Below are 12,947 nucleotides of genomic sequence, written 5' to 3'. Positions count from 1 at the left end.
TAAGAATGAAAATTTTAAATTTTTTTCAAAAATTTATTTATGTCTTGTGGCTTTAGTTTCATCCAGCTCATCATATTACCTCTAGCCCAAGTGCTTTGTCTTTTGGCGTATTGTCTAGTTTTTATGGCTATTTTTTCTTTAGTATCATTCAAATCTTTTTGTTTTTTTAAATATTCTCTAATTTCATTAACTCCAATAGCCTTATTGGCAGTTTTATCTTTTTTAACCCTTAGCTTTATGAAATCTTTTACTTCTTTTATTGCTCCATTTTCTATCATCTCACTTGTTCTTAAATTGATACGCTCAATTAGTTCTTGTCTAGGATAATCAATGTAAACTTTAAAGAAATCATCTTCCGCGAAGTTTGATTTTGTGTTTTTAAACCACTCATGTAGAGATTTTCTTGTAAACTTTTTTACTTCATAGGCTCTGATAGATCTTTGAGTATCTGTAGGGTTTATTTTGCCTCTTGAAGATGGATCTAATTTTAATAATTTTTCATAAAACTTCTTTTGTCCTAGTTTTTTTTGCAAATCTCTGATTTCGTTTCTTAATTTTAATGAAATATTAGGTATTTTAACTAAACCATCAGTCAAAGCTTTAAAGTATAAACCCGTGCCTCCAACAAGAATTGGTATTTTTTTTCTTTTTTGAACTTCGCTAATTTTTTTAATCACTAACTTCAGCCAATCACCTGTAGAGAAGTTTTTTGTAACATTATGAAAACCATACAAATGATGTTTTATTTTCTGGTATTTTTTTAGATCCGGTCTAGCTGATAAAATTTTAAGCTGTTTGTATACTTGCATACTATCTGCATTAATAATCTCTCCATTAATTTTTTTTGCAAACTTAATAGCAAAACTTGATTTACCTGAAGCTGTAGGACCTGAGATTAATATGATCTTGGATTTTAAATCCATGATCAGTCTAGCTTAACACCAATGTATCGTCTTTGATTTTGATTATTATAGATTGCGAGTAAAACTGTCTTTTGATTTGAATTAAGAACTTCATTTGTAATTTTTCTTAAATCATCTGCTGATCTAATTTTTTTCTTCTGAGCCTCAATAATAATATTGTTGAGCTCTATTGAATTTGCCACAGGGCTGTTGTTTGCAATTTTTGTTATCACAAGTCCGGTAGTTTGATTTGGTAAATTTCTATTTTTAATATCTTCTTTAGTTAATTGTCTTACTGCAATTCTTAAACTTTCAATTATTTCTTCATTATTTTGTTTTTCGGTTTCTTGATTTTTGCTTATTTTGAAATCATCTGAAGTTTCTAATCTTCCTAGAATAACATCTTTAATGATCTCTTTTTTGTCTCTCCAAATTTTAACCTCAACCTTTTTTCCAACTTCTGTACGTGCAACAATCGCTGGAAGTTCTTTCATTTGATTAATTTTCTCTCCATTAAATTCTAAAATAATATCACCAGCTTGTATTCCTGCTTTTTCTGAAGGACTATTTTCTGCAACACTAGCAACCAATGCCCCTCTTGCTTTATCTAATTTTTCAACTTCAGCAATTTCTTTTGTTACATCTTGAATTCTAACTCCTAACCATCCTCTTTTTGTTTCACCAAATTCAATTAATTGTTTAATTACGATTTGTGCACTATTGGATGGTATAGAAAATCCAATTCCAATAGAACCATTACGTCCAAGAATTGCTGTATTAATTCCAATTACATTTCCTTCCATATCAAACAAGGGCCCACCAGAATTTCCAGAATTAATAGATGCATCTGTTTGAATAAAATCCTCATATCTTGATAAACCAATTGATCGATTTCTTGCTGAAATAATTCCTGCAGTTACAGTTCCACCTAAACCAAACGGATTTCCAATTGCTAAAACCCAATCTCCAATTCTTGCTTTATCAGAGTTACCAAATGCAACCGGAATAAACTTTTCATCTGTTTCTAATTGTAAAACAGCAATATCCATTAATGGGTCAGCACCTAGAACCTTAGCTTTAAATTCTTGGTCACCATTTACCCTAACAATAATGTCATCAGCATCTTGGATAACGTGATTATTCGTTACTACAATTCCTTTCTCGTCTATTATAAACCCAGAACCTAAAGCAGCTGATTGTCTTTCCTGAGGTGTTCCAAATTCTTTAAACATATCCTCAAAAGGAGAGCCCGGAGGAAATTGAAAAGGAAAAGGATTAGTATTGGTTACGACGGTTGTTGTTGTAGAAATATTCACTACAGATGGCATTAATTTTTCAGCAAGATCTGCAAAAGAAGCAGGAACTGGTTTAGAGTTTACATTTAACGAAAAGCTAAATGATATAACTAGGGTTAAGAATATAAGTTTAATGTTATTCATATTAGCTCTTAATGTAATAAATAATTATAAAACCTGTTACCGCAAAAATAAGTCCACCTGATCTAAGCTGACTATCTTTAACAAGTTCTAATTTTTTCAACATACTTTTCATTTTTGCTGGAAATAAGGCGTATAAAATTCCCTCAATAAATAAGAAAAGTCCAAAAGCTATAACTAGCTCACGCATTTAAGAATTATTGCTGGATTTCAGGTTTTATATTTCCAAAAAATTTAAAAAATTCACTATCAGGTGATAGAATTAAAGATGTTTCACCACCAATAAGAGCTTTTTCATATGCTTGCATAGCTCTGTAGAAAGCAAAGAATTCTGGATCTTGGCCAAAGGCATCAGCAAATATTTTATTTCTTTCTCCGTCACCTTCACCTTTCATAATCTCAGATTGCTTTTGAGCATCTGCCAAGATTACAGTAACTTCTTTATCTGCAGTTGATGTAATTGTAACAGCCATCTCAGCACCTTTTGCTCTAAATTCTTTTGCTTCTCTCTCCCTTTCAGTCTGCATTCTTCTATAAATCGCATCACTGTTAGCTTGAGGAAGATCTGCTCTTTTAATTCTTACGTCTACAATATTAATTCCAAAGTTTTGAGCTTCATTGTTTACACCTTCTTTAATTAAAGCCATTTGCTTAGACCTATCTTTAGATAACAATGTTTGTAATTCTTCTTGACCTAATACATTTCTAATTCTTGAATTTATAATTGTAGATAATCTTGATCTAGCAACTCTTTCATTTCCAACTGAAATATAAAACTTTAATGGATCAATAATTTGAAACCTTGCAAATGCATCTACTATTAAACGTTTTTGATCTGATGCAATAACCTCTTCTGGTGGAGCATCTAAGTTTAAAATTCTTTTATCTAAATAAACAACATTTTGAATGAAAGGAATTTTAAAGTTTAATCCCGGCTTCATTATAATTCTTTTTGGATCACCAAATTGAAGAATAATTGCTTGGTTAACCTCTTTAACTATAATTACTGATAGAAAAGCTACAACACCAATTGCAACTAATACTCCTGCTAATATTTTTCCAGCTTTCATCTTAATTTGTCGCTTTCTTTTTCAATTCAGGTAAAGGTAAATATGGAACTACTCCTGAACCCGCATTTTTTTCTATAATTACTTTATCTATATCAGCTAAAACTTTTTCCATAGTTTCTAGATACATTCTCTCTTGAGTAACTGCTTTCGCATTTTTATACTCATTGTAAATTGCTATAAATCTGCTTGCTTCACCCTCAGCTTTTGCAACAACCTCTTTTTTATATGCTTCAGCTGCTTGTAAAATTTTTTGCGCTTCCCCTCGTGCTCTTGGAATTACATCGTTAGCATAAGCTTCAGCTTCATTTTTAGATCTTTCCATGTCTGCTCTTGCAGCCTGTACATCTCTAAATGCATCAATTACTTGATCAGGCGGATCGGCTTTTTGGGTTTGCACTTGAGTTATTTGGATTCCACTTTCGTAATCATCTAAAATTGTTTGAATAATTTCTTGAGTTTCAAGCTCAATTTTAGATCTTCCTTCAGTTAAAATTGGTTGAATATCACTTTTTGCTATCACTTCTCTCATTGCAGTTTCGGCAGCTGCTTTAACTGTGCCTTCTGGATCTTGAATTTTAAATAAAAAATTACCTGCATCTTTAATTACCCAGAATACTGAAAAATCTATATTAACAATATTTTCATCTCCAGTTAACATTAAGCTTTCCTGTGGAACATCAGCAACACCACCACCTGTAGAAAAACCACTGTCTCTCTCAGATCTAAATCCTATATCCATTCTATTAACTTTGGTGACTTTCGGTGTTTGAACAGTCTCAACAGGAAAAGGTATATGATAGTTCAAACCAGGCTGTGTAGTTTTTACAAACTTACCAAATCTTAATACAACACCCTGTTCATCAGGTAATACTCTATAAAGTCCACTGGCTAACCATACAAAAACTAAAACTAATAAAATTAGACTTATTGATTTTCCTCCTGAAGTTTTTCCACCAGGTAAAAATCTTTTAATTTTATCTTGAAGATCTCTAATTAATTCGTCGACGTTTGGTGGTGTCGGACCTCTACCTGATCCATTCCCACTGCCCCCTCCACCAGGAGGTGCTCCCCAAGGACTTTGACCTTTAAAATCGTCTGACATATGCGAAAGTATATAGTGTCTTTATTGCAAAAAACAAGTAATGATGCTTTTATGACCGATAAAAAACCTGAACTTAGTGCCGCAATGAAAAGTAAGCTAGAGCCTAAAAAATTCACTAAAAACCCTATTCTTGGAACTAAGTTTACAATTGCAATCTCTAGTGCAAAAGGTGGTGTTGGAAAATCTACTTTTGCAACGAATCTTGCTTTAGCTTTGAAAAAAATTGGATGCAAAGTTGGTCTTTTAGATGCAGATATTTATGGTCCATCAATTCCTAAAATGTTTGATATTAATGAAAAACCAAAAAGTGATGGTCAAAAATTAGATCCAATTACAAAATATGACATTCAATGTATGTCAATTGGTTTTTTAGCTGATCAACAAACACCAATGATATGGCGTGGGCCGATGGTAACAAGTGCAATTAAAACTTTTACTCAGAAAGTAAATTGGAAAGATTTAGATTTTATTATCGTTGATATGCCTCCAGGAACTGGTGACACTCAACTTACATTTTCACAAGAAATAAAAATGGATGGTGCAATAATTGTAAGTACACCTCAAGAAGTAGCCCTTTTGGATGTTAAGAGAGGAATTAAAATGTTTGATAAACTTGGAGTTAAGATTTTGGGTTTAGTTGATAACATGAGCTATTTTATAGGAGACGACGGAAAAAGATATAAAATTTTTGGAGAAGGTGGAGTTAGAAAAACTGCTGAAGAATTCCAAAAAGAATTTTTGGGTGACATTCCAATTAATCCTGAAGTTGGTAAAACTGGAGATGAAGGAAAGCCAATTGTAGAGGCAAACCCTGAGCATGAAATTTCTAAAATATATTTAAATTTTGCTGAAAAAATTAAATCAACTTATCTATAAGATCAAAAGCAGTCATTAATTCATTCCACTCTCTTTTAGACAGTCCAGAACTTTCAACATCCACATTTTCACCTTTGATAAGTTTTTGAATAATTAATTTTCCTTTTGCAGAAACCTCGGTGCCTCCAACTCTATAATCCATGAAAGCCTCGTAGGTTGTTGGAACCCACTTCTTTAAAGTTTCTAACATTATATCAGCATAAACTCTTATTTCGTATTGAGCGTGACTATCAGCTCGTAATCTTAAAAAATTCATTAAATTTAAAAGATCAGTTTTCCAATACCATTGAGTATATGTATTTAAAGTTAAATTCATTCTAGCAAGCTCTCTTGCTAGTCCCTTTTTGCTTTCATCTATTGTTGTGCCATCAAATTTTTCATTAAGCATTGTTTCATAATTATCATAAGTTCTTTCAGCATCACTTTTTAAAAGTTTTAAAACTTCTTCTGCCTGTTTACCTTCTAACACATCACCTCTTCCTTGTCTGTTGCTAGTAGATTGAGCAGCTAGATTTTGTTGCGAAGGTAAATAAAATTCTTTATCTAAAATTGAATATCTTGCGGAGTATTCATTTACATTAGCTGTTCTATGTCTTATCCATTGACGGGCAATAAATATTGGAAGCTTAATGTGGTATTTTATTTCACACATTTCAAAAGGTGTGCTATGCCAATGTCTCATTAAATACTTTATTAAACCTTTATCAGTTGAAACCTGTTTTGTTCCTTTTCCGTAGGACACTCTTGCTGACTGTACAATTGAGCTATCATCACCCATATAATCAACTACTCTAACAAAACCATGATCTAATGCGGGTATTGCTTCATAAAGAATTCTTTCTAGCTCAGGTGAAGTAACTCTTTTTGTTTGATTATTTTGAGATTGCTGGTTTTTTATTTCTTCTAATTGTTCCTTTGTTAATTTCATATTTTGTATATATATTTAAAATATTTATGAGTCGTCGGTTTTATTATATTACAATATTTTTAATTTAAACTATCTAAATAAGTAAATTTATGAGTTACCAAATTTGACTAATTAAATTTCATTATTTGAAATGATTTCCTATTACCACAAATTAATTTATTTATTGCCTTTGGCATTAATAACTGGTCCATTTTTACCTGATTTAATAGTTGTTATATGCTCAATTCTCTTCTTAATAGACACTTTCAGACTAAAACTTTTTAATTACTACAAAAATAATTTTTTTAAAATATTTATTATTTTTTTCATACTGATTAATTTAAGTTCATTATTCTCAGAACATTTACAATCATTTAAATACTCAATTGGATATATTAGATACGGGGTTTTTTCGATTTTTTTATACTATGTATTAGTAAATTTTAAAAATTTTAAAATAAATTTTAGTATAGTTTTTTTTCTTACTTTTCTAATTATTATTTTTGATGGATATATCCAATATTTTTTTGGTAAAAATTTAATATTATTTGAGCTTCAAACTTATCAAACTGGACTTCCTTACGTTACAAGCTTTATGGGTGAGGAAAAAAAACTTGGTAGTTTTCTTGCTAAACTTTTACCAATATTTTTATTTTCAATTTTAATGATTAAAGAAAAATTTAATTATAGATTACCCTATTATAGCACAGTATTAATGATTATATTATTTATTCTAATACTGCTTACGACAGAAAGAGTTTCGATATTTATTGCAATTTGTTTGTTTATTTTAATATTATTTAAATCAAGTTTTTTAATTAAATCTAAAAAAATCTTCTCATTTGGTATTATTATTTTAACAGCATTGACACTATTTTATAATCCTGATCTATATGAAAAGATAAAAAGTGTATTTTATTCTAGTGGACTTTTATTTCCTGGCTATAACGATAGTGGCTCAATCAAAGGTGGTTATGATGAAGGAATTTTCTTTTTCTCAAAATTTCATCAAGATCAAATAATAAATGTGATTGGTATTCTTAAAGAAAATACATTTTTAGGATTGGGAGCAAAAAATTACAAATTATATGTTACAAATGGATGGCATCCACATAATTATCATGCTCAAGTGATTGCTGAACTTGGCATTTTTTCATATTTAGTATTTCTTTCAACTTTTGTTTTTTTGATGATTAAATCAATTAAAATTTTTCTTTTTGAAAATTTCAATAGTATTGAGGCTGAGTCAAAAAGTTATATTTATATAATTTTATTATTAAATTTATTACCAATACCATCAGGAGATTTTTTTAATAACTGGGTAAATATAATTTTATATTTACCTGTTGGGTTTTTTCTATATTTGAATGAAAAAAAAATATAATTTTGTATTAATTAATTTTTTTAGGGTTACAAACCCATATTCTGGAGCATCAGAAGTTTCATATAATTTTTTTAAAAACATTCCATCAAAAAATAAAAGATTAATTCAACTTTCTAATATTCGACAAAAGGAGAAGAGCGTCAAAACCATTATAGCTAAATCAAAAATAGATAAGGTTCTTAAGATTTTTAAAATGGCTAAGATTACTGAGCAATTATGTAAAAATAAAAATAATTCAGTCATAATATTAGAAGGTGCTAGCTGGATTGGATATACGGTCTTATTTTACCTGCTTGTAAAAAAAAAACTTAAAAATTCAAAATTTATTTATCATTCACATAATATTGAGTTTTTGTTAAGAAAAAAAAAGAATGGATTTTTAATTTCAATATTAACTAAGCATTTTGAAAAATATATATCTAAAAAATTTGATATTTTTACTGCTGTATCAAATATGGATAAAAAAAAAATCAAGGAGATTTATGGATCAAAATCTTTATTGCTGCCAAATGGAATAAATTTTCCTGATATTGAAAAAGTCCAGAAAAAAAAATTAAAATATGAATATATATTTTTTTGTGGATCAATAGACTATTTACCAAACAAAGAAGCTTTGGATATTTTAATAAAAAAGATAATGCCTTTAGTGATTAAAAAAAATACAACTATAAAACTTGTTGTCTCAGGTAGTAGAAAAATTCCATATAAAGAAAGTTATTTAGAAAATATTGGTTTTGTCTCGAAAAAAGAATTTTACAGTTATCTAAAAGGTGCATCCCTTTTTGTAAATCCCATGAAAACTGCTTTTGGTTCACAAGTTAAAATGATTTCTGCATTAGTTTTTGGCAAAACTATTATTGCGAGCAAAACAGCTATATTAGGATTAGATTTAAATAATCATTTTAGTAAAATCCATATTGCAAACAATCCTAAGATATTTTCAGAATTAATTTTAAAAAATATTTCTGCGAAAAAAATTAATAAACCTAACAGTCAATTTTATCAAAAAAAATATTCTATAAAAAAAATAACATCTGATTTTATTAATAAAATCTAATCAATATTTTTAAAATTTGTTTTATCGAAATATCCAAATATAATTTTAAATAGAAATATAATCGAGGTGTTAACTAATCTTTTTAACCTAAACCATGTATTGCTTCTAAGTCTCCATAGCCATTCTAAATTAATTTTTTCTAAAATTTCAGGAACAATTTTTTCTTCACCTGTTACCATTGATATTCCTCCCCCCAAACATAAAAGAAAAATTTTTTTATTTTTATTATTATTTAAAATGTTTAATGCTAAGATTTCTTGTTTTGGCGTTGAAATATTTATTATCACCAGAGATCTATCATCAACAGTTACTTTAAATTTATTGATTTCATTTAATTCTTTAAAAAATGGTACTTCTATAAAATCTATTTCAGAATTAAATTTATTTTTTAGAAAATTAATTTGAAGTTTGCTATTGTTTCCACATAAATATATTTTTTTAACATCTTCTGTTAATTTTAAATCTTGTATTAATTTTCTACCTGGAACTTTATTAAACATTTTTACAATAAATTTTGCACAGTATCCATCAATCCAAAAAATAAATTTTGCACTATGTAAATAAAATAAATTAATATTGGATAATGATGCCATATTCAGTGCCGATAAAATATAAGACTCTTCAAATTTGAGATTATTAATATTAGATAAATATTTAAAATTTATTTGATCAGGGTTTTTAAAGATAATTTTATAAGTTTTGAAAATCCAATTTATTGATAGGTTGAGTGTATAGATAAGTGAAAAAATTATATTGAAATTTTCATACTTATAATAAACTTTAAATGCATTTATAAATTTTACTTTTATACTTGATGATAATGAATTCTTTTTATCTCTATAAATCATAACTTCTTTTTGGTCTCCATAAAGTGAATTAATTTCTTTAACTATACTTAACCAACATACGAAGTCTTCTTTGGTACTTATTGTTGAAAACAAATGTTTCTTAATTAAATCTGATTTAACCAGAACTGTAGAAAGACCTATGTCGCAAGATCTAATTAATTCTTTATAACTCAATGTATTACTTATAAATTTACCAATAAATCTATTTTCATCATTCACAATTAAATAAGAATTATGAATAAAATTAATTTTGTTTTTTTTTAGAATAGTCATCTGATGTTCTAATTTGTTTGGTAACCAATAATCATCGGAGTCAAGGAAAGCAATGTATTCTCCTTTAGAATTTTCGATCCCTAAATTTCTTGCAGCTCCAACTCCTTTATTTTCTTGTGTAAGTAATTTAATTTTGTCAGGATATTTTGATTGTAATTTTTTTAATTTATCCTCAAAAACCTTATCACTACCATCATTCACTATAATTATTTCGGTATTAGTATATGTCTGAGATAATGCCGACTCTACACAGCTATCAAAATAAACGTCTTGATTATAAAAAGGAATTATAATTGAAATTAATTCTCTTTTTTTATTCTCCATTTAGTATTTTTTTTTGTAATATTCGGATTTAACAAATTGATATAATCTACTCATACCCTTTTCTATTGATATTTTTGGAGACCAATTCAAAATCTTTCTAACAAGTGTATTATTACTTGATCTTGAGTTGACTCCTTTTGGCTTTGATTTGTCATAAGTACGTCTTACCTTGTGCCCAGTTATTTTTTCAAGAACTGTAACTAATTGATTTATAGTTATGTGCTTATCGTGTCCAATGTTTATTGGATTTCGATATTTGCTATTAAAGAGTAAATCTGTTCCTCTAATGCAGTCATCTATGTACAAAAAACTTCTAATTTGTTTACCATCACCCCAAATATCTATTTGATTTTTTTTTTTATGAATCGACTCTACAAACTTTCTCGCAATAGCTGCTGGTGCTTTTTCTCTTCCATCTTGCCAACTTCCATACTCACCATAAACATTATGATATCTTGCTACTCTTGTTTCTAAGCCAAAATCCTCATAAAAATGCTTACACATTCTCTCATTAAATAATTTTTCCCATCCATATCCATCTTCCGGATCAGCTGGATAGGCATCTGTCTCTTTTAGTTGAGGTTGATTATAACTTTTTTGCCTATAAGAAGGATAAACACAAGCAGATGATGAATAAAAAAATTTTTTTATTTTATTTTTTTTTGATGATTTCAATAGATTAATATTTATTACTGAAGAAAGCATGCACAAAGCTTTATTATATTCAATAAATCCCATTCCACCCATATCACAAGCTAAATTAAAAATATAATCTTTGCCCTTAGTAATTCTATCGCAAACTATAGGATCTCTACAATCTGCTTTAATATTTTTTATTTTAGGATTTAATTGAAACCATAAACTTTTTTTTTTAAGGTCAATCGATGTAATATCGTAACCTTTTTTATGATAGAAATTTGCTAAATGACCTCCTATAAATCCACCTCCACCAGCAATAAGTATTTTTTTTCTCATATCATTATTTATAGTATAAAATTAAGACATGTTTAATAATTTTTTAAAAATAAATAAAAAAGACATTATATTTGTATTGCTCTTAATTCTTTTTTGGTTATCAATAAATACTGGTTCTAAATATTTAAATATTTATGAAATAAGTGAAACTGGATTAAATTTTTATTTAAATTTTACAAGGGCTATTTTACCTTACGTAATTCTTTTTCTATTTATTTTTAAGCACAATTATTTTTTAATTAACCTCAATATTAAAAATGATTTGTTTTTTTTAGGCTTATTTTTATACGGAATATTTCAAATTATAGGACTATTTTTTTCAAATGTGAGTAATTATGAACATTATTGGGTAGTTTGTCTGTTCTCATTGATAATTTATTTCAAAGTCATTTTAGAAAATAAAAATTTTAATTTAGTAAATATAATTTTTATTTTTAATATCTTATTTATTTTCATTATTTCTATAATTTTTTCATTTTTAGCACTTAAACAAAACATTCTTTCTTATAACTTGCTTTACCATAGTAAAGTATTTGTTGGTCAATTAGGTGGTGAATATTTCCCAAGATCTACTGGAATATCTAGAATGGCACTAATATCTTTTTATTTTTTTTCTTTTTTTTACTTAGTGAATTTTTATAAACAAAAAAAAAATTATATTGTTTTGTTTGTAATTAGTTTCTTGGCTTTTATCATATTGATTTTACAATCTAGAACAACAGTTATATTTTTTGCTGTTTCTTTGATAGCTATTAATATTTTTTTTAAATTTAATAATTACAAACTAAGATCAAAATTTATTTTATTTTCAATCATCATTCCTGTTTTATTATTTTCGTCTTACCCTATCTTAAAAAATTATTTAATAAATAAATTAGATATTAAAACTGAAGTCTTATTAGAAGATGAAGATAAAATAAATTTTATTAGAAATGATTTTTTATTAAAAACCACAAAAGGAGAATATATCCCAGGTAAAGAACTTAGTCTCTTTGAAAAAATTTCATCATTTAGTAATAACAGAATAGAGGCTTGGGATTTATTATTACAAATTTATTTTAATGGAAATCTTAACGATCAAATGAAAAAAAAATTAATAGTTATTAAATATGAACCAATCATAGATAATGCTGATGGAAATTTAAAATATTTTTTTGGGTTTGGCCCTCAATCAGATAGACATTTAATGAATTTAAAAAAAATTGAACCCAACAGTATGGCAAAGTCTGTGATGGGTCCATTTGGTTCTCATGCATCAAATATTTTTATATATTCTTTAATTTGTGGAGGTTTTTTAAGTTTTTTTATTTTTGTAATTCTAAATTTATTTATTCTTATGCAAATACTTAAAACAATAAAATATCGCCATCATTTGAACCTTGAAAATAACTATGTTTTAATAAGTTCAATATCTATAATATTATTTTTATTATTCCGAGGTCTAGTTGAAAACTCATATGGTGTATATGGAGTTGATTTAATAATGTTACTTTCAGCATACACAGTTCTAGCTGGTAATTTGAAAAAACTTAATGTCTAAAAAAAATATATTTATATGGTGTTGTGACTTAAGTAAAAATAAAGGTGAAGGAATTATAGCCAATAAATTTTTAAAGGATCTTAAATTATTTAATACAAATTTAAATTTTATTATTAATAGCCCAAAAAAAACAAATAAAAGTATTTTTTTTGAGAGATTTGTTTATCCTTATATGGGAGTTATTTATCTCTGGAAAATATATTTCACAAAAAAAAATAGTGAAATTTGCTACGTTAATTATCTTCCTTTATGG

General features: G+C 27.3%; 13 protein-coding genes. 5 read left to right on the top strand and 8 right to left on the bottom strand.

Annotated elements, in window-relative coordinates; translation table 11 throughout:
• Positions 1 to 14 precede the first annotated feature (14 nt).
• From miaA to hflK, 5 genes are read right to left on the bottom strand one after another with little or no spacing between them, the layout of a single operon-like run.
• Entirely contained in the window at positions 15 to 923 is a 909-nt protein-coding gene (gene miaA, locus ACTTBL_RS02190) for a tRNA (adenosine(37)-N6)-dimethylallyltransferase MiaA (RefSeq protein ID WP_440643414.1), read from the bottom strand.
• 2 nt (positions 924 to 925) lie between these two features.
• The gene (locus tag ACTTBL_RS02185; protein ID WP_440643413.1) at positions 926 to 2,341 is read right to left on the bottom strand and encodes a Do family serine endopeptidase; all 1,416 of its coding nucleotides are present in this window, start codon (positions 2,339 to 2,341) and stop codon (positions 926 to 928) included.
• Between the two features lies 1 nt (position 2,342).
• Complete coding sequence (locus tag ACTTBL_RS02180; RefSeq protein WP_440643412.1) at positions 2,343 to 2,528, bottom strand: DUF2065 domain-containing protein; 186 nt, start codon at positions 2,526 to 2,528, stop codon at positions 2,343 to 2,345.
• Between the two features lie 7 nt (positions 2,529 to 2,535).
• Positions 2,536 to 3,408 (bottom strand): protease modulator HflC, encoded by an 873-nt coding sequence (hflC, locus tag ACTTBL_RS02175; RefSeq protein ID WP_440643411.1) that lies wholly within the window; start codon positions 3,406 to 3,408, stop codon positions 2,536 to 2,538.
• A 1-nt stretch (position 3,409) separates the two neighbouring features.
• Positions 3,410 to 4,510 carry an FtsH protease activity modulator HflK gene (gene hflK / locus ACTTBL_RS02170; RefSeq protein ID WP_075535910.1) on the bottom strand — a complete coding sequence of 367 codons (1,101 nt, stop codon included), beginning with the start codon at positions 4,508 to 4,510 and terminating at the stop codon, positions 3,410 to 3,412.
• Positions 4,511 to 4,561: 51 nt separating this feature from the next.
• On the opposite strand from hflK, the gene ACTTBL_RS02165 reads away from it, so the two are divergent.
• Positions 4,562 to 5,386, top strand: a complete 825-nt coding sequence (locus tag ACTTBL_RS02165) for an Mrp/NBP35 family ATP-binding protein (protein ID WP_440643410.1) — start codon at positions 4,562 to 4,564, stop codon at positions 5,384 to 5,386.
• On the opposite strand, the gene thyX is transcribed toward ACTTBL_RS02165, so the two are convergent.
• Positions 5,367 to 6,314: an FAD-dependent thymidylate synthase gene (gene thyX, locus ACTTBL_RS02160; RefSeq protein WP_440643409.1), complete on the bottom strand. Its 948-nt coding sequence runs from the start codon at positions 6,312 to 6,314 to the stop codon at positions 5,367 to 5,369. The genes ACTTBL_RS02165 and thyX overlap by 20 nt on opposite strands.
• 130 nt (positions 6,315 to 6,444) lie before the next feature.
• Here thyX and ACTTBL_RS02155 point away from each other — a divergent pair, with 130 nt between their 5' ends.
• A complete protein-coding gene (locus tag ACTTBL_RS02155; RefSeq protein WP_440643408.1) occupies positions 6,445 to 7,677 on the top strand; it encodes a hypothetical protein in 1,233 nt (410 codons plus the stop codon).
• A complete protein-coding gene (locus ACTTBL_RS02150; RefSeq protein ID WP_440643407.1) occupies positions 7,661 to 8,734 on the top strand; it encodes a glycosyltransferase in 1,074 nt (357 codons plus the stop codon). The genes ACTTBL_RS02155 and ACTTBL_RS02150 overlap by 17 nt, the downstream gene beginning before the upstream one ends.
• On the opposite strand, the gene ACTTBL_RS02145 is transcribed toward ACTTBL_RS02150, so the two are convergent.
• Both ACTTBL_RS02145 and ACTTBL_RS02140 read right to left on the bottom strand, forming a co-directional pair.
• The gene (locus ACTTBL_RS02145) at positions 8,731 to 10,179 is read right to left on the bottom strand and encodes a glycosyltransferase (RefSeq protein ID WP_440643406.1); all 1,449 of its coding nucleotides are present in this window, start codon (positions 10,177 to 10,179) and stop codon (positions 8,731 to 8,733) included. The genes ACTTBL_RS02150 and ACTTBL_RS02145 overlap by 4 nt on opposite strands.
• Positions 10,180 to 11,154: an NAD-dependent epimerase/dehydratase family protein gene (locus ACTTBL_RS02140; protein ID WP_440643405.1), complete on the bottom strand. Its 975-nt coding sequence runs from the start codon at positions 11,152 to 11,154 to the stop codon at positions 10,180 to 10,182.
• Between the two features lie 28 nt (positions 11,155 to 11,182).
• On the opposite strand from ACTTBL_RS02140, the gene ACTTBL_RS02135 reads away from it, so the two are divergent.
• On the top strand, positions 11,183 to 12,694 hold the full coding sequence (locus tag ACTTBL_RS02135) for a hypothetical protein (protein ID WP_440643404.1): 1,512 nt from the start codon (positions 11,183 to 11,185) through the stop codon (positions 12,692 to 12,694).
• The coding region (locus tag ACTTBL_RS02130) for a hypothetical protein (protein WP_440643403.1) at positions 12,687 to 12,947 on the top strand (261 nt) is incomplete at its 3' end. The genes ACTTBL_RS02135 and ACTTBL_RS02130, both read left to right, overlap by 8 nt.

The organism is Candidatus Pelagibacter sp. HIMB123 (assembly GCF_052048195.1).
In the GTDB taxonomy this organism is placed as follows: Bacteria; Pseudomonadota; Alphaproteobacteria; order Pelagibacterales; family Pelagibacteraceae; genus Pelagibacter.
This window is presented reverse-complemented; position numbering and strand designations above follow the sequence as displayed.